The organism is Nocardioides taihuensis (assembly GCF_042657275.1).
In the GTDB taxonomy this organism is placed as follows: Bacteria; Actinomycetota; Actinomycetes; order Propionibacteriales; family Nocardioidaceae; genus Nocardioides; species Nocardioides taihuensis.
This window is the reverse complement of the sequence record NZ_JBHSKD010000008.1, coordinates 76,816-97,609: the sequence shown is the minus strand read 5'-3', so window position 1 is coordinate 97,609 and position 20,794 is coordinate 76,816. Positions and strand designations below refer to the sequence as shown.

The following is a 20,794-nucleotide window of genomic DNA, read 5'->3' as shown; positions in this document are numbered from 1 at the left end:
TCAGCGTGGGTGGTGCGTCAGTCGGCGGCCTTGGGGACGTCGCTCGCGCTGTCGGAGTCGTCGGGACCCTCGATCGGAGCGGCCTCGCCCGAGGCGACCTCGGCGGTCTCGAACGGCGGCAGGTCGGGCAGCTCGCCGATCTTCTGGCCGTGGAAGGTGAACGTCGCGGTCGGGCCCTCGCCCTCCACGTCGACGAGCACGATCTGGCCGGGGCCGACCTCGCCGTAGAGCATCTTCTCGGCGAGGGTGTCCTCGATCTCGCGCTGCACCGTGCGCCGCAGCGGACGCGCGCCGAGCACCGGGTCGAAGCCCCGCACCGCGAGCAGGTCCTTGGCGGCCTGGGTCAGCTCGATCCGCATGTCGCGGTCGCGCATCCGCAGCTCGACCGAGGCGATCATGTTGTCGACCATCGAGACGATCTGCGCACGCGACAGCGGCGGGAAGACCACGATCTCGTCGACACGGTTGAGGAACTCGGGACGGAAGTGCTGCTTGAGCTCCTCCGACACCTTGGCCTTCATCCGGTCGTAGGAGCCCTGGACGTCGCTCTCCTGCTGGAACCCGAGGTTGATGCCCTTGGAGATGTCGCGGGTGCCGAGGTTGGTGGTCATGATGATGACGGTGTTCTTGAAGTCCACGACCCGGCCCTGGGAGTCGGTCAGGCGACCCTCCTCCAGGATCTGCAGCAGGCTGTTGAAGATGTCGGGGTGGGCCTTCTCGACCTCGTCGAAGAGCACGACCGAGAACGGCTTGCGGCGCACCTTCTCGGTGAGCTGGCCGCCCTCCTCGTAGCCGACGTAGCCCGGAGGCGAGCCGAAGAGCCGCGAGACCGTGTGCTTCTCGCCGAACTCGCTCATGTCGAGCTGGATCAGCGCGTCCTCGTCGCCGAAGAGGAACTCCGCCAGCGTCTTGGACAGCCAGGTCTTGCCGACGCCGGACGGGCCGGCGAAGATGAACGAGCCACCGGGACGCTTGGGGTCCTTCAGGCCCGCCCGCGTACGACGGATCGCCCGGCTGAGCGCCTTGACGGCCTCCTCCTGGCCGATGACCCGCTTGTGCAGCTCGTCCTCCATCTTGAGCAGCCGGGTCGACTCCTCCTCGGACAGCTTGACGATCGGGATGCCGGTCGCGACCGCCAGCACCTCGGCGATCAGCTCCTCGTCGACCTCCGCGACCTCGTCCATGTCGCCGGCACGCCACTGCTTCTCGCGCTCGGCCTTGCGGGCGATCAGCTGCTTCTCCTCGTCGCGCAGGCGGGCCGCGGCCTCGAAGTCCTGCCCGTCGATCGCGGCCTCCTTGCGCTGGCGCACGTCGGCGATCTTGTCGTCGTACTCGCGCAGGTCGGCCGGCGCGGTCATCCGCCGGATCCGCAGCCGCGAGCCGGCCTCGTCGATGAGGTCGATGGCCTTGTCGGGCAGGAACCGGTCGGAGATGTAGCGGTCGGCCAGGGTCGCGGCCGAGACCAGCGCCTCGTCGGTGATGGTCACGCGGTGGTGCGCCTCGTAGCGGTCGCGCAGGCCCTTGAGCATCTCGATCGTGTGCGCGATCGACGGCTCGGCGACCTGGATCGGCTGGAAGCGGCGCTCGAGCGCGGCGTCCTTCTCGAGGTACTTGCGGTACTCGTCGAGGGTGGTCGCGCCGATGGTCTGCAGCTCACCGCGGGCCAGCATCGGCTTGAGGATGCTGGCGGCGTCGATCGCGCCCTCGGCGGCGCCGGCGCCGACGAGCGTGTGGATCTCGTCGATGAACAGCACGATGTCGCCGCGGGTGCGGATCTCCTTGAGCACCTTCTTCAGGCGCTCCTCGAAGTCACCGCGGTAGCGCGACCCGGCGACGAGCGCGCCGAGGTCGAGGGTGTAGATCTGCTTGTCCTTGAGCGTCTCGGGGACGTTGCCCTTCACGATGTCCTGGGCGAGGCCCTCGACGATCGTGGTCTTGCCGACGCCGGGCTCACCGATCAGCACCGGGTTGTTCTTCGTGCGGCGCGAGAGGATCTGCATGACCCGCTCGATCTCCTGCTCCCGGCCGATGACCGGGTCGAGCTTGCCCTCGCGGGCGTCCTGGGTCAGGTTGCGGCCGAACTGGTCGAGCACCAGCGAGGAGCTCGGGGTGTCGCCACCGGCGGTGCTCGAGGAGGCGCCGGACGCGGCCGACTCCTTGCCCTGGAAGCCGGAGAGGAGCTGGATGACCTGCTGGCGGACGCGGTTGAGGTCGGCGCCGAGCTTCTGCAGCACCTGGGCGGCCACGCCCTCGCCCTCGCGGATCAGGCCGAGCAGGATGTGCTCGGTGCCGATGTAGGAGTGGCCGAGCTGCAGCGCCTCACGCAGGGACAGCTCGAGCACCTTCTTGGCGCGCGGGGTGAAGGGGATGTGGCCGGACGGCGCCTGCTGGCCCTGCCCGATGATCTCCTCGACCTGCGCGCGCACGGCCTCGAGGGAGATGTCGAGGCTCTCCAGTGCCTTGGCCGCCACGCCCTCGCCCTCGTGGATCAGGCCGAGAAGGATGTGCTCGGTCCCGATGTAGTTGTGGGAGAGCATGCGGGCCTCTTCCTGGGCCAGCACGACCACCCGACGGGCTCGGTCGGTGAACCGCTCGAACATGCTTGTCGCTCCTACCGGTCGTGGGCCTCCCGCCGCTGGGTCGGTGGGAGGGGTCAGGTCGTACAACCCCGCGGACAGCCTACGCGTTCCCGCCCAGAGGCAACCGGGGTCCGCTGAGAGCGAACACGCCCCGGCCGGAGTGGTCCGGGCCGGGGCGTGGACGGGTGGTCCAGCGGGGAGGGGCAGCTCAGTGGGCGGCCTCGTACGCCGCGCGCACGTCGGCGGAGACGCGACCGCGCTCGGGCACGTCCATGCCCTGGCCACGCGCCCACTCGCGGATCTCGGCCGGCGTCGCCGCGCCGCCGGCGGCCTTCGCCGCGCCCCCGGCGCCACCGCTGCGGCGACGGCCGCCCCGGCTGCCGGTGACCTTGCGGCCGTGCGCGACGTACGGCGCGAGCGCGTCGCGCAGCTTGGCGGCGTTGTCGTCGCTCAGGTCGATCTCGTAGGAGGTGCCGTCGAGCCCGAAGGAGACGGTCTGGGTGCCGTCGGAGCCGTCGAGGTCGTCGACGAGGACGATGTGGACCTTCTGCGCCATGGGGGTGGGTGCCTTTCACGGGAGGCCACCCGCTTTTCGAGCGACCGCAGGGGTGATATCAACGGAATACTGCGAGGAATCATGGCACGTCGGCGATTCGCGACGCAATTGTGGTGTATTCCACTGCCGGTGTATTCCACACCCATATTTGCCACCGCCCCTGCCGGGATTAGGGCGGTAATGCAAAAAGGTCAGGAATTGCGTTCGAAGACGAGGTGCAATCCGCGCAGGGTCAGCCACGGCTCCTCGTCGGTGAAGCACGCGCACTCCCCCACCACCAGCGGCGCGAGGTGGCCGGTCGCGATCACGCGTACGGCGTCGGGGTCGGCCCCGAGCTCGGCGGTCATCCGCGCGACCATGCCCTCGACCTGGCTGGCGACCCCGAAGAGCATCCCGGACTGCAGCGCCTCGACGGTGTTGCGCGCGATCACGGTGCGCGGGCGGGCGAGCTCGACCTTGCGCAACTGCGCGCCGCGGCGTCCGAGCGCCTCGAGCGAGATCTCGATACCGGGCACGATCGCTCCGCCGACGTACTGGCCGGCGGCGTTGACCACGTCGAACGTCGTCGCGGTGCCGCCGAAGTCGACCACGATCGCCGGGCCGCCGTAGAAGCGCGCGGCCGCGAGGGCGTTGACGATCCGGTCCGAACCGACCTCGCGCGGGTTGTCGGTGAGCACCGGGACACCGGTCCGCACGCCCGGCTCGACCACGACGTGGGGCACGCCCGCGAAGTGCCGCTCGAGCATCTCGCGCCACTCGTGCAGCACCGCCGGGACCGTCGAGCAGACCACGATCCCGTCGACGGAGGCGTCGGGACCGAGCAACCCGCGCAGCAGCACCGACCACTCGTCGGCCGTGCGGTGCGGGTCGGTGGCGACCCGCCAGTGGGCCAGCACCTCGGCGGGCGCGTCCCCCGCGGCGGCACCGTCGAGCAGGCCGAGGGTCGTGTGGGCGTTGCCGATGTCGGCGGCGAGGAGGCTCACCCCGACCCCCCGGCGTCCTCACGCAGGTCGAGCCCCAGGTCGAGCACCACCACCGAGTGGGTCAGCGCGCCGACCGAGATGAAGTCGACGCCGGTCTCCGCGACCTCGCGGGCGCGCTCGATCGTGAGGCCGCCGGAGGCCTCGAGGGTGGCCGCGCCACCGCGGGGGTGCCGGTTGCGGATCGCGACCGCCTCGGTCATGGTCGCGGTGCTCATGTTGTCGAGCAGGATGCGCTCGCAGCCCGCGTCCAGGAGGGCGCGGAGCTGGTCGAGGTCGGTGACCTCGACCTCGACGGGCAGCCCGGGGTACGCCGCGCGCACCGCCTCGAGCGCCGGCACGACGCCGCCGGCGGCGATCACGTGGTTGTCCTTGACCATCGCCATGTCGGCGAGGCCGAAGCGGTGGTTGACCCCGCCGCCGCACCGCACGGCGTACTTCTGGAGGGCCCGGAGGCCGGGCAGCGTCTTGCGGGTGTCGAGCACCCGCGCGGAGGTGCCGTCGAGGGCGTCGACCCACGCGGCGGTCGCGGTCGCGACGCCGGAGAGGTGGCAGGCGAGGTTGAGGGCGGTGCGCTCGGCGGTGAGCAGCCCGCGCAGCGGGCCGACCACCGTGAGCACCGGGTCGCCGGGGCCGACCCGGGTGCCGTCGGGGACCCGGCCGGTGACCTGCACGGCGTCGCCCGCGACGACGTGGAAGACGAGCGCGGCGATGCCCAGGCCCGCGACCGTCCCGGGGCGGCGGGCACCGATGTCGGCGGTGCCGGTCGCCCCGGCCGGGATCGTGGCCGCGCTCGTGGCGTCCTCGGCGCCACCGGGGAGGTCCTCCTCGAGCGCGCGCAGCACGAGGTCGTGCACCGCACGCGGGTCGAGGCCCGTCGCGGCGATCTCGCCGAGCAGGTCGACCGGCAGGTCGTCGTACGGCGTCATGCCGGCACCTCGCTCCCGGCGGTGTCGCTGGGGAGCATCGGGCGGAACGTGCCCTCGGGCCAGCCGTCGGCGTCGAGCACCAGGTCCACGCTGCCGGCGAAGGTCGCGTCGTCGCGGTCGGGGAAGTCCTCGCGCCAGTGCGAGCCCCGCGTCTCCTCGCGGAACAGCGCCGCCTCGGTCATCGCGATCGCCAGGGTGACCAGGTTGGTGGTCTCCCAGCTCTCGGTGCCGGGCTCGCCGCCGGCCCCGGCGAGGACGGGCAGGCCGACGCGGGCCTCGACCAGCCCCTTCGCATCGCGGAGCACGCCGACGTACTCGGTCATCATCGACTGCACCTGGCGCCGGCTGCCCTCGTCGACCACGCCCGACGGGCGGTCGTCGACGAGCGGGTCCTGCCACGTGCGCAGCTCGCCGGGCAGCGCCTCGGCGATCCGGCGCGAGAAGACGAGCCCTTCGAGCAGCGAGTTGGAGGCGAGGCGGTTGGCGCCGTGCACGCCCGAGCAGGCGACCTCGCCGGTGGCGTAGAGGCCGGGGAGGCTGGTGCGGCCCCACAGGTCGGTGGCCACGCCGCCCGAGGCGTAGTGGCAGGCGGGGGCGACGGGGATCAGGTCGGTCACCGGGTCGACGCCGTGGGAGCGCGCGGTGGCCAGGATCGTCGGGAACCGCCGCTCCCAGAACTCCGCCCCGAGGTGTCGCGCGTCGAGCCACATGTGCGGCTGGCCGGTCTCGTGCATCCGCCGGGTGATCGCCTTGGCGACCACGTCGCGGGGGGCGAGGTCGGCGAGCTCGTGCACACCCTGCATGAAGCGACGGCCCTCGAAGTCGACGAGGAAGGCGCCCTCGCCGCGGACCGCCTCCGAGATCAGCGGCTGCTGGCCGCGCGAGTCGGGACCGAGGTACATCACGGTCGGGTGGAACTGCACGAACTCGAGGTCGCGGAGCACCGCGCCGGCCCGGAAGGCGATCGCCATGCCGTCGCCGGTCGCGACCGAGGGGTTGGTGGTCTGCGAGAACACCTGGCCGAGGCCGCCGCTGGCGAGCACCACGGCCCGGCAGAGCACGGCACCCACGCCGTCGCGCTGGCCCTCGCCCATCACGTGCAGGGTCACCCCGGCGACACCGCCGTCGGCGGCCCCGAGCAGGTCGATGGCCAGCGCGTGCTGGATCACCTCGATCTCGGGCGCCTGCTCCACCGCCGCGATCAGGGCCCGCTGGATCTCGGCCCCGGTGGCGTCGCCGCCTGCGTGCGCGATCCGGTCGCGGTGGTGACCGCCCTCCCGGGTGAGCGAGAGCTCTCCGTCGGGGTCGTGGTCGAACTGGGTGCCCAGCGCGATCAGCTCGCGCACGGCCTCGGGGCCCTCGGTCACCAGCACCCGCACCGCGTCGGGGTCGCACACCCCGGCGCCCGCGACGAGCGTGTCGTGCTCGTGCTGCGCGGGGGTGTCCTCGGGCCCGAGCGCCGCGGCGATGCCGCCCTGGGCCCACTGGGTCGACCCGGCGTTGAGCACGTCCTTGGTGACGACGAGGACCTTGTCGACCGCGTCCTTGAGGCGCAGCGCCGCCGTCAGCCCGGCGATGCCCGACCCGATGACCACGACGTCGGCGCGCGTCGTCCAGCCGGGCGCCGGGGCGGCGAGCCGTGCCGGGGGCGGGTACGGCGAGGCGTCGGAGGCGTCGCTCGGGTCGGTCCTCACCCGCGCAGGCTAGCGCCCGCCCTCACATCGCCGCGGAGCAGCCGCTCGTCGCCGAAGGTCTCCGCCGGGTCGTCGCCGGTGCCCACGACCCGGTTGTCGGCGTCGACGAAGACCACGCGGGGCCTGTGTGCACCGGCCTCCTCGGTCGTCATCTGTCCGTAGCCGATGAGGATCACGAGGTCACCGGGGCGCACCAGGTGCGCCGCTGCGCCGTTGATGCCGAGCACGCCGCTGCCGCGCTCGCCGGCGATCGTGTAGGTCTCGAGACGCGCGCCGTTGGTGACGTCCACGACGTGCACGAGCTCGCCGGGCAGGAGACCGGCGGCGTCGAGGAGGTCCTCGTCGACGGTCACCGACCCGACGTAGTGCAGGTCGGCCTGCGTGACCGTGGCCCGGTGGATCTTGCCGGTCATCATCGTGCGCAGCACGGCGGCCTCCTACTGTCAGGATGCGCGGCCTAGCACGAGCGGCACGTTGTCGATGAGCCGGGTCGTCCCGACGCGGGCGGCCACCAGCATCCGCGCCTCGGTGCCGGGCGGCACGACGGGCGGCAGCTCGCCGAGCCCGGGATCGGTGACGACGAGGTAGTCGAGGTCGACGAGGTGCTCGCGCAGCTCGGTGCGCGCCTCGTCGAGCGCGACCTGCACGCCGTACGCCGCGTTGCGCTCCGCGGCGTGCAGGGCGCGGCCCAGTGCGGTGGCAGCGAGCCGCTGCTCGGCGTCGAGGTAGCGGTTGCGGCTCGAGAGGGCCAGGCCGTCGGCCTCCCGCACCGTCGGGGCGCCGACGACCTCGACGCCCATGTTGAGGTCGAGCACCATCCGCCGGATCAGCACCAGCTGCTGGTAGTCCTTCTCGCCGAAGACGGCGACGTCGGGGCGCACGAGACCGAAGAGCTTCGCCACCACGGTGAGCACGCCGCGGAAGTGCCCGGGCCGGATCTTGCCCTCGAGCACCTTCCCGAGCGGGCCGGGCCGGACCGTCACCTGCGGCTCGCCGCCGGGGTAGACCTCGTCGACGCCCGGCGCGAACACGATGTCCACGCCCTCACGGGCGCACAGATCGCGGTCGGCGTCGAGACTGCGGGGGTAGCGGTCGAGGTCCTCGCCCGGCCCGAACTGCAGCGGGTTGACGAACACCGACGCCACGACGACACCGTGTCCGGCGCGCTCGCGCGCCAGCCGCATCAGGCTGGCATGGCCCTCGTGCAGCGCTCCCATGGTCGGGACCAGCACGACCGGTCCGCCGGCGGCGCGCGCGGTCGCCAGGAGACTCGCCAGCTCCTCGCGGGTGCCGACGAGCCGGGATCCCCCGCTCACTGCCCGGGCTGCCGGGGTCCGGGGGATTCGGAGCGGACCACCACCGCGTCCCCGGCGGTCGGTGCGACGTCCTCGGCCGCGTCGAGCACGGAGCGCAGCTTGGCGCCGCGGATGGGCAGGAGGCGGCCGTCGGTGACGACCCGGCCGAGGGTGGCCCGGGCCAGCGCGACGTACGACGCGAGCACGTGCGGGGCGTGGCGGGTGACCTCGGCGAGGTGGCCGCGGACGGTCTCGACGTCGCCGCGGACGATGGGGCCGGTCAGCGCGGCGTCCCCGTTGGCCAGCGCGTTGTCGAGCGCGGCGGTGAGGAGCGGGCGCAGGGTGCGGGCCGGGTCGTCGACGCCGGCGGCGGCCAGCAGCTCGGAGGCCTCGGCGACCAGGGTGACCAGGTGGTTCGCGCCGTGGGCGAGGGCCGCGTGGTAGAGCGTGCGGCACTCCTCGGGCACCCAGGTGGTGCGGCCACCCAGATCGGCGACCAGCTGCTCGGCCAGCGCGCGCTGCGCGGCGCCGGCGGTGACGCCGAAGACGCAGCCGTCGAGGCGCTCGAGGTCGACGGCGGTGCCCGTGAAGGTCATCGCGGGGTGCAGGGCGAGCGGCTCGGCACCCACGGCCACCGCGGGGGCGAGCACGGCGAGGCCGTGGCGCCCGGACGTGTGGACCACGAGCTGGCCGGCACGAATGGCGCCGCTGGCGCTGAGCACGGAGACGACGTTGGGCAGCATGTCGTCGGGCACGGTGAGCAGCAGCAGGTCGCAGGCGCGGGCGACGTCGGTCGGCTTGCGCCGGGGGACGTCGGGGAGCAGGGCGGCGATGCGCTCGCGGGTGGCGTCGGACTCGCCGGCGGCTGCCACGACCTCGTGCCCGGCGGCCCGGAGGCGGGCGGCCAGCACGGCGCCGACGCGGCCGGCGCCGATCACGCCCACCGTGAACCGGCGGGCAGGGGTGCTCGTCATCTTCGCGAACCTTTCGTTCCAGTCCCTCCGACGCCCTCGGGTGAGGGCCGGTGCGGGTACCAGACGGCGTTTCGTGAACGTGTGGTGAACAACGACCAAGGTACGCGGGAGTCCCGTCCGGCGTAAGAAGTGCCCGGTGTGACGAACCTGACGCCGGTGCCCCGCGTGCTAGCGTCGGCCGGCGGCGCCGGCGCGCGCCGTACCGCTCGTGCGCAGGAGGTTCCCCGCTTGTCCCCCCGGTCCGCCGACGCGGCCGACACCGCTGGTGACGACGTCCGCTGGCTGCAGTTCGGCTTCTCGATCGCCGGCACCCAGAAGTCCGGCACCAGCTCGCTCTCGGCGCTCCTCGACGAGCACCCGCAGGTCAAGCGCGCGCCGAAGAAGGAGATGCACTTCTTCGACGACGAGCGCCGCCGGTGGGGCCGCGAGGACTACAGCAGCTACCGGGTGCCGACCCGCGGTCGGCACACGACGGTCGGCGACGCGACGCCGATCTACCTCTGGTGGCCGGGCGCCCTCGAGCGCATGCACACCTACAACCCCGAGATGCTCATCATCGGGATCTTCCGCGACCCGCTCGAGCGGCTGTTCTCGCAGTGGATGATGGTCGTGAACAAGTGGCCCGGCCAGGCGCTGGACTGGCCGGAGTTCATCACCCGACACGCCCCCGACGGGCTCGAGGAGCGGGTGCCGCCGGTGTGGAAGCGCAAGGGCTACAAGATGCTCTCCGGCGTCGGCCGGGGCTTCTACGGCGCCCAGGTGGAGCGCGCCGAGCAGATCTTCGGCCGCGAGCGGGTGCACTGGGTCGAGTTCCGCGCGTTCCTGGCCGACCACGTCGGCACCCTCGACGCGCTCACCGACCACCTCGGCCTCGAGCGGTTCGCCGAGCACCCCGAGCTCCCGCACGGGATGAAGGGCAAGGTCGGCGTGCGTGGGACCGCGCCCGTCGCCACCGACCTGGAGCGGCTGGCCGAGCGCTACCGCGACGACCTCGCCCTGTTCCGGGAGCGCACCGGGCTCGAGGTCGGCCACTGGCCCGTGCAGCGCATCCTCGACGGCACCCTCGACCCCGCCGAGCTCGCCGCGACGTTCGCCGCCAAGGTGGTGCCGTCGACCACGATCGGCCCGGCCGAGCGGCGCCGCAAGGGCTGAGCCGCCGGCCGGGCGATCGGCTGCGTCAGTCGAGCAGACCCTCGTCGGTGAGGAAGTCGTTCGCGACGTCCTCGGGCTGCTGGCGGTCCACGGCGATCCGACCGTTGAGCTCGGTGAGCTTCTCGGTGGTCAGCGCGGCCATGAGCGGGTTGAGGATGTCGGCGATGTCGGGGTGCTGGTCGAGGAAGTCGGTGCTGACGGCCGGCACGAGGTTCTGTGCCGGCTGGATCAGCAGGTCGTCCTGGAGCACGACGAGGCCCTGCTGCTCGAGGGTGCCGTCGGTGGTGCTGGTCTCGCCGAGCTCGGCCTCGCCGTTGAGCACGGCCTGGTAGGTCTGGTCGGTGGCGTAGCCCAGCGGGAGGATCTTGGTGACGTCGATGTCGTACTCGTCGGTCAGGCCGCCCTCGCAGTCGAGCCGGCCCTCGCAGTCGGGTGCGGCGGCGAGCACGACCGAGCGGCCGCTCAGGTCGGAGAGCCTGGTGACGCCCTCGGACTCGGAGAACTCCTTGGTCACGAAGAAGGCGTTCGTGTCGGTGGCCGCGGAGAGGTCGAGCAGGGTGATGCCCGCCTGGTCGAGCAGCTGCTTGCCCTCGTCCGCGAGCTGCTGGCCGTCGCCGGCCTCGAGCGGCTCGGCCTTGGCGCCGTTCTCCTGGGCGTTGAGGAAGTTGACGATGCCGCCGACGTACTCCGGTACGACGTCGACGTCGCCCGGGAAGATCGGCATGTAGGCGTCGCGGGTGTCGACGAGCTTCATCGTGGTCTCGTAGCCCGCGGCGGAGAGGAGCTGGTCGTACATCTCCCCCACCAGCTGCGCCTCGGGGAAGTTCTGCCCCGAGATGGTGATCGGCCCCTGCGCACCGGAGTCGCCGTCGTCGGTGCCGTTGTTGTCGAGGTCGTCGCCGGCGCAGGCCGAGACGAGGAGGAGCGGGCCGACGGCGAGCACCGCCGCCAGCGAACGTCGTAGCGTCATCAGGGCTTCCACCTTCTGTGTCCCGCGGGCGCTCGCCCGCGCGTGTCCGGTAACGCGGGAGGCCCCGCTAGTCGCTGAGGGAGTCAGCGGTTGCGCCCACCCTAGTGCCGCCCTCCGACAACCCGCCTCCGTCGCGTTCGGCGACGACGCCGGCCGGTGTCGCGGCGCGCTGCACCAGGGCCGAGAGCAGCTCCAGGACGAGGGCCACGAGCGCCACGACGACGGCGCCGGCGATGCCCTTGCCGTAGTTGGTGCGGTAGAAGCCGTCGGTGATCACGTTGCCCAGTCCGGGGCCGGCCACCAGGGCGGCGATGGTCGCGGTGGCCCACACCTGGACGAGCGCCAGCCGCACGCCGGAGAGGATCAGCGGCAGGGCCAGCGGCAGCTCCACCCGGAAGAACTGCTGGCGCCCGGTCATGCCCATGCCGCGCGAGGACTCCTTGACCTCGGCGGGCACCTCGCGCACGGCGACGTACGCGTTGGTGATGATCGGCGGCAGCGCGAAGAGCGTGAGCGCGATCAGGGTCGCCAGGCCGGCGCGGCCGTAGGGCCCGAACTCGGCGGTGCCGGGAAAGTCGGCGACGACCAGGAGCGCGAGGAGGGCGAACGTGGGCACGGCCCGGCCGACGTTCGAGATGTTGATCGCCAGCACGCCGCCGCGCCCGAGGTGGCCGAGCCACAGGGCCAGCGGCAGCCCGATCACCAGGGCGGCCGCGAGCGCGGTGACGGTGAGCAGCAACGACTGCAGCAGCAGCACGAGCATGCCGTCGGAGCCCGACCAGCTCGCGGGGTCGGTGAGGTAGTTCCACGCGTCGCTGAGGATCGTCACGAGGTCACCTGCCCGCCCCGGTTCCACGGCGTCAGCACCCGCTCGGCCACCACGAGGAGGGCGTCGAGCAGCACCGCGAGCAGGACGCACAGCACCGCGGCGGTCAGCAGCTCGGCGCGGAAGTTCGTGTTGACGCCGTCCTTGATCAGGTTGCCGAGCCCGCCGTACGCCACGAGGGAGCCGACCGTCGTGAGGGCCACCGTCGAGACGGTCGCGACGCGCAGCCCGGCCATGATCACCGGCGTCGCGAGCGGGAGCTCGACGCGCAGCAGCATGCGGGTGCGCGAGTAGCCGAGGCCCGTGGCCGACTCGCGCACCTCGGCGGGCACGGCGGCCAACCCCTCGAGCATGCTGCGGACCAGCACGGTGAGGGCGTAGAGCGCGAGGGCGAGCACGACCGTGGTGGCGCTCAGGCCGGTGAAGGGCACCATCAGCGGCAGCAGGGCCAGTGACGGGATCGTGTAGACGATAGTGCTGGAGCCCAGGACCGTCGACTGCAGGCGCGGCACCCGCCGGGCGAGCAGCGCGAGCGGGAAGGCGATCAGCACCCCGACGACCACGGCGGCGACGGTGATCGCGAGGTGCTGCAGCGTGGCGTCGACGATCTCGGACCGGCGGTCCTGGAGGTACTGCGCGCAGAACCACTCGTTGGTGATCCGGCTGTAGCAGCTCGGCTCCGCGGCGGCCGCCGAGTCGTACGCCGCGAGTAGGGTCACGCGCATGGACGTTACCGCGCAGGCCGAGGCGGCGCAGGGGGGCGAGCGGCCCGCGATGATCCGGCTCACCGGGGTCGGCAAGACCTACCCGGACGGGACCACGGCGGTGCACGACCTCGACCTCGCCGTCGGGGCGGGCGAGCTCGTGGTGCTGGTCGGGCCGTCGGGCTGCGGCAAGTCCACGACGCTGAAGATGATCAACCGCCTGATCGAGCCCACGACGGGCACGATCGAGATCGACGGCCGCGACGTCATGTCGCAGGACCCGGTCGCCCTGCGGCGCGAGATCGGGTACGTCATCCAGCAGGTCGGCCTCTTCCCGCACCAGCGCGTCGAGGCCAACGTGATGACGGTGCCGCTGCTGCTCGGGGAGTCGCGGGCCACGGCACGCGAGAGGGCCCACGAGCTGATGGAGCTCGTCGGGCTCGACGTGGAGACCTACGCGCGGCGCTACCCCCACCAGCTCTCGGGCGGGCAGCGGCAGCGGGTCGGCGTGGCGCGCGCGCTCGCCGCGAACCCGCCCGTGCTGCTGATGGACGAGCCCTTCGGCGCGGTCGACCCGGTGGTGCGGGTGCGGCTGCAGGACGAGTTCCTGCGACTGCAGCGCGAGCTCGGCAAGACCGTCGTGATGGTCACCCACGACATCGACGAGGCGGTGCGCATGGGCGACCGCGTGGCCGTCTTCGCGACCGGCGGGCGTCTGGCCCAGCTCGGCACGCCGGCCGAGCTCCTGGGGCGCCCGGCCGACGACTTCGTGGCCGACTTCGTCGGCTCGACGCGGGGGCTGCGGCGGCTGGCGGTCACGCCGATCGACCCCGCGCTGCTCGAGCCGATGGACGGCGTCGCCGCGGGCGACCTGGCCGCTGCGGTCGACCTCGACTCCTCGCTGGAGGAGGCGCTGGCCGCGATGCTGCGCGACGACCGCGCGGTGGTCGGCGTACGCGACGGTGCCAGGTTCGTCGGCGTGCTCACGCCCAACGGCGTGCACCGGGCGCTGCGGGCGTCGCTGCGGGACCCCGCGGAGGAGCCGGCGTAGCCGCCGTGCCGGGCGAGAGTGGAGGGCCGGTGGAGCGCCCGGAGCATCTCCGCGGACGCGACGACTACCGGACGGTCTCCCCTGCTCCCGGATGATTATTTCCGTCCGACCAGGCGCAATTCACGGGTTGACCCGCGAATTGGGAGGCCAGTGGGACCAGAGCGACCCGTGTGACGAGCGTCAGTCGACCGGGACGTCGCGGTGCCACGACTCGGTGACGTAGCGCGTCTCCCAGCCCATCGAGGTGTAGAGGCCGGCGGCGCCGGTCGGCGAGTCGGCGTCGACCTCGAGGCCGACGCGGTCGCGGCCGCGGGAGGCGGCGTCGGAGATGATCGTGCGGAGCAGGCCCTTGGCGACGCCGCGGCCACGGGCCGCCTCGAGCACGCCGAGGTAGGCGACGTAGGAGCCGTCGGGGCCGGTCGGGCTCTCCGTGACCGTGCCCACCAGGGCGCCGACCGGCTCGGTGACGCCGGCCTCTGGGACCAGCTCGGCGAGCCACCAGTGGTCCCAGCGGTGGCCGGGGTCCTCGCGCAGCCGGTGGAGGAACTCCTCGAAGGTCTCCTCGTAGGAGTTGAAGTGGTCGACGAAGGCGCTCTCGAGCACGTCGTGCACCTCGCGCAGGTCGTCGACGTCGGGCATGGCGCCCTCGCCCCCGGAGCGGCGCACCAGCCGGAAGACGACGCCACGGTCCTCCCAGCGCTCGGACGACGGCACCAGCGCGGCGTCGTCGTCGCCGACGGGACGGCTCATCTGCCACCAGGTGCGGACCCGCTCGAAGCCGCCGTCGGCGAGGAACCGGTGCTGCCGGTCGTCGTCGGCGAAGGCACCCGTGTCGATCTGCTGGACCGCCAGGCCGCGGGCGCGGCCGACCTCGCGGGCCTGGCCGACCGACCACTCGACCAGCAGCCGCGAGCACGTGTCGGCCAGGTCGTCGGGCAGGTCGCGCTCGACCACGTGCACGAAGAGCATCCGGCCCTCGGCACGGTCGTGCACGCTGCCCCAGGCGCGGATCTCGCCGTCGGCGTCGCGGAGCACGAGGTTCTCGCGCATCCGCAGGCCCCGCTCGGAGACCTCGACCAGCACGTCGTCGACCGACGCCCCGGCCCACCCGCGGCCGTGCCGCTCGTGGGCGCGCAGCAGGTGGGTCAGGCGCGCGACGTCGAACCGGTCACCGGGGTCGGGCGAGCCGACCGTCCAGCCGACGGGGAGCCCGGTGGCCTCCCCGTCCACCGGCCCGAGGACCTCCTCGGGATCGCTCGCGAACCGGCTGTCCTCGGGAATCACCACGAGCCCCGATCATGCCGTACGGCGCGCCGAGCGGCCGGGCGGGTCGGCCCGGCCGCTGACGCATCGTCAGTGCCTCGCCCGCCTCAGGCGTGCTTGCGCACGGGCTCCGCGGCGTGCCAGGCGTCGAGCTCGGCGCGCAGCACGTCGATCTGCTGGGTCAGCTCGCTGATCCGCAGCTCGGCTGCGGCCAGCGCGTCGCGCGCGGTGGCCAGCTCGCCCTCTACCTCACGGCGGTCGGACTCGGCGGCGTCCGCACGACGCTCGGCGGCCTGGTAGCGCCGGGTCGCGCCGGCGGCCCGGGTCTGCGCCTGCGTCAGCGCCTCCTCGAGCTCGGTGAGGGCCCGCAGCTGGCGCGTGGCCTTCTGCTCCATGTGGTCGGTGTACGCCGCGTGCTCGGCCACCCGCTCCTCGGTCAGCGTGCGGTAGGCCTGGGCCTGCTCCGCCCGGTCGCGCGCCGCGTCGCGGCGGGACTGGAGGAGCTCGGCGTGGGTGATCCTGGTGGCGCCGGCCCCGAGGGCGAGCGCGAGCACCGCGGCGACAGCCGAGAGTGCCCAGGACCTGGTCGGGACGGCCACGGCCACCGCGAGGGCGGCCGTGGCCAGGAGGACGACAGCGACGAGCAACCTCGTGCTCCGCTGTCTGCGTCGAGCCTGTGGGGAAGCCATGGCGCCAAGGCTAGGCGTCAACGTCCCCTCAACCCGGCAGACACGCTTGTGACGCATGGGGTCCGTGGGGTCGGGGTCAGGCCTCGTCGTCGTCCTGCCGGACCCGGCAGGCCCGCTCGAGGAGCACGCCGGCGACCAGGATCCCGACCCCCACCAGGGCGCACGCCAGGGAGCGCCAGATGCGCTGGTGGGCCAGTGCGGCGTCGACGCCGAGCCAGCTCACGGCGTACCCGACGTAGCCGCCCGCGACCAGCGCGCCCACGAGCGCGGTCGCCCGGCCGAGGACGAAACGGTTCACCGCACGGTGCGGCTCGAGGTGCTCGTGCCGGACCTGCACGGTGCGCCAGGTCGACCACGCCGCCGTGGCGACGACCACCAGCACGGCGAGGAGCGCGACCGGCTGCACCCACGAGATGACCGGCGCGGCGTCCATGAAGCGCTCGCTCACGGGGTGCAGCAGCCAGCCGGAGACCAGGCCGGCGACGGCCCACAGGGTCAGCGCGGACCCGGAGACCGGCTCGAGGTGTCCGGGCGAGGGCGGCCCCGGCGGCTCGTCCGCGGGGTCGGGAGGGAGGTCGGTGGAGGGGTCGTCCCTCACTGGACCTCGAGGGCCAGGTCGTCACGACGCGTGACGCCCGAGGTGTCGGTCGCGGCGAGCAGCTCGGCCACCGGGCCGGCATCGGGCAGGACGGCGTCGGGCTCGATGTCGTACCAGGGCTGCAGCACGAAGGCCCGCTCGTGCGCCCGCGGGTGCGGCAGCCGGAGGGACTCGTCGTCGCTGCGCCGGTCGCCCACGACCACGAGGTCGACGTCGAGGGTGCGCGGCGCGTGGTGCTCGCCCTCGGGGCGCTCGCGGCCGAAGGCGTCCTCGATGGCCAGCGCGCGGTCGAGCAGGCGCGAGGCGGCCAGCGTGGTGTCGATGAGGACGACGGCGTTGAGGTAGTTGCCCGCGTCGTCGGGGGAGTCGACCGGCGAGGTCTCGTAGACCGGCGAGACCGCGGTGACCCAGACGTCCGGGGTGTCGGCGATCGCGTCCACGGCGCCCTGGAGGCTCGTCATCCGCTCGCCCAGGTTGGAGCCGAGGGCCAGCACCGCCCGCCGGATCGGACGCATCTCGCCGGTCAGCGTGTCGGCGTCGATGATGTGCGGGTTGGGCGTCTCAGTCACTGGCGTCCTCACGCTTCCGGGTGATCGTCAGGGCCACGTCGGCGAACGTCGCGTCGATGGGGGCCTCCGGCTTGTGCACCGTGACCCGCGCCCATTCAACACGGTCGTCCGTCAGGCACAGGTCGGCGACCCTGCCCGCCAGGGTCTCGATCAGGTCGACCGGGTCGCTCTCCACGGCACTCTTCACCGCGCCCACGAGACTTCCGTAGTCGACCGTGTCGTGCAAGTCGTCCGAGGCCGCGGCTGGACGGGTGTCCATGCCCAGCACGAGGTCGAGCACGAAGACCTGTCCCTCGCGCCGCTCGAAGTCGAACACCCCGTGGTGCCCGAAGCACCGCAGCCCCTCGATCCGCAGCTCGTCGGTCATCCCTGCTCCTCCGGTCGGTCGGGCTCGGCCATGGCCTCCCACACGGCCAGCGCGTCCGCGGTGGCGCGGACGTCGTGGACGCGGATCCCCCACACGCCGTGCTGGGCCAGCAGCATCGACAGCGCGACGCCGGCGTGCTCGCGGTCGTCGACGGCCCGCGGCGTGCCGTCGGGACCGGCCAGCAGCGTGCCGAGGAACGACTTGCGGCTCGCCCCCACCAGCAGCGGCAGCCCGAGCTCGTCGAGGGCGTCGAGGTGGCGCAGCAGCGCCCAGTTGTGGCTCGCGGTCTTGGCGAACCCCAACCCCGGGTCGAGGACCAGCCGCTCGCGCCCGATGCCGGCCGCGACGGCCGCCTCCACGCGGGCGGCCAGCTCGTCACGCACCGCCGCCACGACGCCGCCCGGACCGTCGTAGACGGCGTGCTGCTGCATGCGGTCGCCGTGCGCCCGCCAGTGCATCGCGACGTACGTCGCGTCGGAGTCGGCGACCACGCCGAGGATCGCGGGGTCGGCCAGGCCGCCGGAGACGTCGTTGACGATGCGGGCGCCGGCGGCGAGCGCCGCCCGCGCCACCTCGGCACGCATCGTGTCGACGGAGACCACCGCACCCCCGGCGGCGAGCTGCTCGATCACCGGGACGACGCGACCGAGCTCCTCGGCGGCCAGCGGGCGGGTGGCACCGGGCCGGGTGGACTCGCCCCCGACGTCGATGATGTCCGCACCGTCGGCCAGCAGCCGGCCGCCGCGCGCCACTGCGGAGGCGGTGTCGGCCCACTGCCCGCCGTCGGAGAACGAGTCGGGCGTGACGTTGACGACCCCCATGAGCAGCGGACGAGCGCGCCGGCCGGTCGTCGCGGGGGTGATCACCTCAGCCGCCGCGGTGGATGAGCGCCATCGCCTCCGAGCGCGTGCGCTGGTCCTTGAGGAACGAGCCGCGCACCGCGGAGGTGATGGTGCGGGCCCCCGCCTTGCGCACCCCGCGCATGGTCATGCACAGGTGCTCGGCCTCGATCACCACGATCACGCCGCGGGCCTCGAGGATCCGCATGAGGGCGTCGGCGACCTGGGTGGTCAGCCGCTCCTGCACCTGTGGCCGCTTGGCGTAGACGTCGACGAGCCGGGCCAGCTTGGAGAGCCCGGTGATCTTGCCGGTGGCGGCGGGGATGTAGCCGACGTGCGCGACGCCGGTGAAGGGCACCAGGTGGTGCTCGCACATCGACCACAGCTCGATGTCGCGGACCAGCACCATCTCGTCGTGCCCGAGGTCGAAGGTGGTGGTCAGCACGTCCTCCGGCTCCATCCGCAGCCCGGCGGTCAGCTCGGCGTACGCCCGGGCGACGCGCGCAGGCGTGTCCCGCAGGCCCTCGCGCTCGGGGTCCTCACCGATCGCGGCCAGCAGCTCGCGGACGGCGGCCTCGGCGCGGGCGTGGTCGAAGGCGGGCACGACCCGGGGTTCCTCCGGGAGGCTGATCGGGTCGGTCATGCCGGGGTGGGGGGCTCGGGGGGCGGGCTGCCCAGGCCGGGGTCGCCGTGCACGTCGCCGCCGGCTCCGGGCGGGGTCACCATGATCCCGCCCTGCCCCTCCGGGGTCGCGACACCGTTGGCGTTGGCGCGGTCGCGGATCGCCTGCGGGATCTCGATCGGCGGGATCGACGAGGGGGTGCGGTCGGGCGAGCCGGTCCACGCCGGGCGGGCCCCACGGCGGCGCAGCGGCTCGAAGACCTCCGCGACCTCCGCCTTGTCGAGCGTCTCCCGGTCGAGGAGAGCCAGCACCAGGGCGTCGAGGACGTCGCGGTTCTCCTCGAGGATGTCGAAGGCCTCCTGGTGCGCGGTGGCGAGGAGCTTCTTGGTCTCCTCGTCGACGATCGCGGCGACCTCCTCGGAGTAGTTGCGCGAGTGGCCGAGGTCGCGGCCGAGGAACGGCTCGGAGTTGGACTCGCCGAGCTTGATCGCCCCGAGCCGCTCGGTCATGCCGTACTGCGTGACCATGGCGCGTGCCACGCTCGTGGCCTTCTCGATGTCGTTGCCGGCGCCGGTGGTCGGGTCGTGGAAGACCATCTCCTCCGCGGCGCGGCCGCCCATCATGTAGGCGAGCTTGTCGAGCAGCTCCCCGCGGGTCTGGGAGTACTTGTCCTCGTCGGGCAGCACCATCGTGTAGCCCAGCGCCCGGCCGCGCGGGAGGATCGTGACCTTGTGCACGGGGTCGGTGCCGGGGAGCGCCGCGGCGACGAGGGCGTGGCCGCCCTCGTGGTAGGCCGTGATCAGCTTCTCCTTCTCGCTCATCAGGCGGGTCCGGCGCTGCGGGCCGGCGATCACGCGGTCGATGGCCTCGTCGAGCGACTCGTTGCTGATCAGCTTCTGCCCGGTGCGGGCCGTGAGCAGCGCCGCCTCGTTGAGCACGTTGGCGAGGTCGGCGCCGGTGAAGCCCGGCGTACGGCGCGCGACGCTCTTGAGGTCGGTGTCGGGCGCCATCGGCTTGCCGCGCGAGTGGACCTTGAGGATCATGTGGCGGCCGTTGAGGTCGGGGGCGTCGACCTGGATCTGGCGGTCGAAGCGCCCGGGCCGCAGCAGCGCGGGGTCGAGCACGTCGGGGCGGTTGGTCGCGGCGATGAGGATCACGCCGCCGCGGACGTCGAAGCCGTCCATCTCCACGAGCAGCTGGTTGAGGGTCTGCTCGCGCTCGTCGTGGCCGCCGCCCATGCCGGCGCCGCGGTGGCGGCCGACGGCGTCGATCTCGTCGATGAACACGATCGCCGGGGCGTTCTCCTTGGCCTGCTCGAACAGGTCTCGGACGCGGGAGGCACCGACGCCGACGAACATCTCGACGAAGTCGGAGCCGGAGATCGAGTAGAACGGCACCCCGGCCTCGCCCGCCACGGCGCGGGCCAGCAGCGTCTTGCCGGTGCCGGGAGGACCGTAGAGCAGCACGCCCTTGGGGATCTTGGCGCCGACGGCCTGGAACTTCGCCGGCTCCTGCAGGAACTCCTTGATCTCGCCGAGCTCCTCGATCGCCTCCTCGCAGCCGGCGACGTCGGAGAACGTCGTCTTCGGCATGTCCTTGGTGATCAGCTTGGCCTTGGACTTGGCGAACTGCATGACGCCGCGGCCGCCGCCGCCCTGCACGCTGTTCATCAGGAAGAGGAAGACCAGGACGATGATCACGATCGGGACCAGGAAGCTGAGGATCGAGCCGAGCACGCTCGGCCGCGCGACCTCGGTCGTGTACTCCTTGGTCTTGCCCTCGGAGACCTGCGTGGCGACGGCCTTCTCGATCTCGTCCTGGGTGTCGGTCAGCCAGTAGGTCGTGACCTTGCTGCCGTCGCTGCGCACGCCGTCGTGCAGCGTGGCCTCGATCCGCTGGTCGCCGTCGATGAACTTGATCTCCTCGACCTCGCCCTTGGAGATGTAGGAGTTCATCTGGGAGGTCGGGATCTCGTCGTACTCGTCGGTGGAGACGAAGTACTGCAGGGCGATGAGCACGCCGACGACGGCGAGCACGGTCCACAGCCAGGGACCCTTGAACAAGCGCTTCACGGACAACTCTCGACGGGCAGCGACACGGAGCCGCCCGACTCACGCAGGCGACAGCGCGACGCCAC

Annotated in this window: 21 protein-coding genes; 2 read left to right on the top strand and 19 right to left on the bottom strand. The window is 72.8% G+C overall.

Annotated features, from left to right (window positions below):
* Positions 1-17: 17 nt before the first annotated feature.
* From ACFPGP_RS08270 to ACFPGP_RS08235, 8 genes are all read right to left on the bottom strand, one after another.
* Positions 18-2,600 carry an ATP-dependent Clp protease ATP-binding subunit gene (locus tag ACFPGP_RS08270; RefSeq protein ID WP_378589143.1) on the bottom strand — a complete coding sequence of 861 codons (2,583 nt, stop codon included), beginning with the start codon at positions 2,598-2,600 and terminating at the stop codon, positions 18-20.
* Positions 2,601-2,787: 187 nt separating this feature from the next.
* Positions 2,788-3,135 carry a histone-like nucleoid-structuring protein Lsr2 gene (locus tag ACFPGP_RS08265; protein WP_378589142.1) on the bottom strand — a complete coding sequence of 116 codons (348 nt, stop codon included), beginning with the start codon at positions 3,133-3,135 and terminating at the stop codon, positions 2,788-2,790.
* Between the two features lie 191 nt (positions 3,136-3,326).
* Complete coding sequence (locus tag ACFPGP_RS08260; protein ID WP_378589141.1) at positions 3,327-4,118, bottom strand: type III pantothenate kinase; 792 nt, start codon at positions 4,116-4,118, stop codon at positions 3,327-3,329.
* The gene (gene nadC / locus ACFPGP_RS08255) at positions 4,115-5,044 is read right to left on the bottom strand and encodes a carboxylating nicotinate-nucleotide diphosphorylase (protein WP_378589140.1); all 930 of its coding nucleotides are present in this window, start codon (positions 5,042-5,044) and stop codon (positions 4,115-4,117) included. Before nadC ends, ACFPGP_RS08260 begins: the two co-directional genes overlap by 4 nt.
* Positions 5,041-6,738, bottom strand: a complete 1,698-nt coding sequence (locus tag ACFPGP_RS08250; RefSeq protein ID WP_378589138.1) for an L-aspartate oxidase — start codon at positions 6,736-6,738, stop codon at positions 5,041-5,043. Before ACFPGP_RS08250 ends, nadC begins: the two co-directional genes overlap by 4 nt.
* Complete coding sequence (panD, locus tag ACFPGP_RS08245) at positions 6,735-7,166, bottom strand: aspartate 1-decarboxylase (protein WP_465263255.1); 432 nt, start codon at positions 7,164-7,166, stop codon at positions 6,735-6,737. Before panD ends, ACFPGP_RS08250 begins: the two co-directional genes overlap by 4 nt.
* Before the next feature lie 15 nt (positions 7,167-7,181).
* Positions 7,182-8,054, bottom strand: a complete 873-nt coding sequence (gene panC, locus ACFPGP_RS08240; RefSeq protein ID WP_378589136.1) for a pantoate--beta-alanine ligase — start codon at positions 8,052-8,054, stop codon at positions 7,182-7,184.
* Entirely contained in the window at positions 8,051-9,106 is a 1,056-nt protein-coding gene (locus tag ACFPGP_RS08235) for a Rossmann-like and DUF2520 domain-containing protein (protein ID WP_378589134.1), read from the bottom strand. Before ACFPGP_RS08235 ends, panC begins: the two co-directional genes overlap by 4 nt.
* A gap of 129 nt (positions 9,107-9,235) precedes the next feature.
* On the opposite strand from ACFPGP_RS08235, the gene ACFPGP_RS08230 reads away from it, so the two are divergent.
* Entirely contained in the window at positions 9,236-10,159 is a 924-nt protein-coding gene (locus ACFPGP_RS08230) for a sulfotransferase family protein (protein ID WP_378589133.1), read from the top strand.
* Between the two features lie 25 nt (positions 10,160-10,184).
* Here ACFPGP_RS08230 and ACFPGP_RS08225 read toward each other — a convergent pair whose 3' ends face one another.
* The 3 genes from ACFPGP_RS08225 to ACFPGP_RS08215 form a co-directional block, all read right to left on the bottom strand.
* Positions 10,185-11,129: an ABC transporter substrate-binding protein gene (locus ACFPGP_RS08225; RefSeq protein ID WP_378589131.1), complete on the bottom strand. Its 945-nt coding sequence runs from the start codon at positions 11,127-11,129 to the stop codon at positions 10,185-10,187.
* A gap of 67 nt (positions 11,130-11,196) precedes the next feature.
* Positions 11,197-11,958, bottom strand: coding sequence for an ABC transporter permease (locus ACFPGP_RS08220; protein ID WP_378589129.1), 762 nt, complete (start codon positions 11,956-11,958; stop codon positions 11,197-11,199).
* Positions 11,955-12,680 carry an ABC transporter permease gene (locus ACFPGP_RS08215; protein WP_378589127.1) on the bottom strand — a complete coding sequence of 242 codons (726 nt, stop codon included), beginning with the start codon at positions 12,678-12,680 and terminating at the stop codon, positions 11,955-11,957. Before ACFPGP_RS08215 ends, ACFPGP_RS08220 begins: the two co-directional genes overlap by 4 nt.
* Here ACFPGP_RS08215 and ACFPGP_RS08210 point away from each other — a divergent pair.
* Positions 12,679-13,710, top strand: coding sequence for an ABC transporter ATP-binding protein (locus ACFPGP_RS08210; protein ID WP_378589125.1), 1,032 nt, complete (start codon positions 12,679-12,681; stop codon positions 13,708-13,710). The two genes, ACFPGP_RS08215 and ACFPGP_RS08210, sit on opposite strands and share 2 nt — an antisense overlap.
* Before the next feature lie 180 nt (positions 13,711-13,890).
* Here ACFPGP_RS08210 and ACFPGP_RS08205 read toward each other — a convergent pair whose 3' ends face one another.
* From ACFPGP_RS08205 to ftsH, 8 genes are all read right to left on the bottom strand, one after another.
* Positions 13,891-14,997, bottom strand: coding sequence for a GNAT family N-acetyltransferase (locus ACFPGP_RS08205; protein WP_378589123.1), 1,107 nt, complete (start codon positions 14,995-14,997; stop codon positions 13,891-13,893).
* 83 nt (positions 14,998-15,080) lie between these two features.
* The gene (locus ACFPGP_RS08200) at positions 15,081-15,662 is read right to left on the bottom strand and encodes a hypothetical protein (protein ID WP_378589121.1); all 582 of its coding nucleotides are present in this window, start codon (positions 15,660-15,662) and stop codon (positions 15,081-15,083) included.
* Between the two features lie 76 nt (positions 15,663-15,738).
* Entirely contained in the window at positions 15,739-16,260 is a 522-nt protein-coding gene (locus ACFPGP_RS08195; RefSeq protein WP_378589119.1) for a DUF3180 domain-containing protein, read from the bottom strand.
* On the bottom strand, positions 16,257-16,829 hold the full coding sequence (gene folK / locus ACFPGP_RS08190; RefSeq protein WP_378589117.1) for a 2-amino-4-hydroxy-6-hydroxymethyldihydropteridine diphosphokinase: 573 nt from the start codon (positions 16,827-16,829) through the stop codon (positions 16,257-16,259). Before folK ends, ACFPGP_RS08195 begins: the two co-directional genes overlap by 4 nt.
* Positions 16,822-17,196 (bottom strand): dihydroneopterin aldolase, encoded by a 375-nt coding sequence (gene folB / locus ACFPGP_RS08185; protein WP_378589116.1) that lies wholly within the window; start codon positions 17,194-17,196, stop codon positions 16,822-16,824. Before folB ends, folK begins: the two co-directional genes overlap by 8 nt.
* Positions 17,193-18,017, bottom strand: a complete 825-nt coding sequence (gene folP / locus ACFPGP_RS08180) for a dihydropteroate synthase (RefSeq protein WP_378589524.1) — start codon at positions 18,015-18,017, stop codon at positions 17,193-17,195. The genes folB and folP overlap by 4 nt, the downstream gene beginning before the upstream one ends.
* A 46-nt stretch (positions 18,018-18,063) precedes the next feature.
* On the bottom strand, positions 18,064-18,678 hold the full coding sequence (gene folE / locus ACFPGP_RS08175) for a GTP cyclohydrolase I FolE (protein WP_378589115.1): 615 nt from the start codon (positions 18,676-18,678) through the stop codon (positions 18,064-18,066).
* Complete coding sequence (gene ftsH / locus ACFPGP_RS08170) at positions 18,675-20,729, bottom strand: ATP-dependent zinc metalloprotease FtsH (RefSeq protein WP_378589113.1); 2,055 nt, start codon at positions 20,727-20,729, stop codon at positions 18,675-18,677. The genes folE and ftsH overlap by 4 nt, the downstream gene beginning before the upstream one ends.
* Positions 20,730-20,794: the final 65 nt, after the last annotated feature.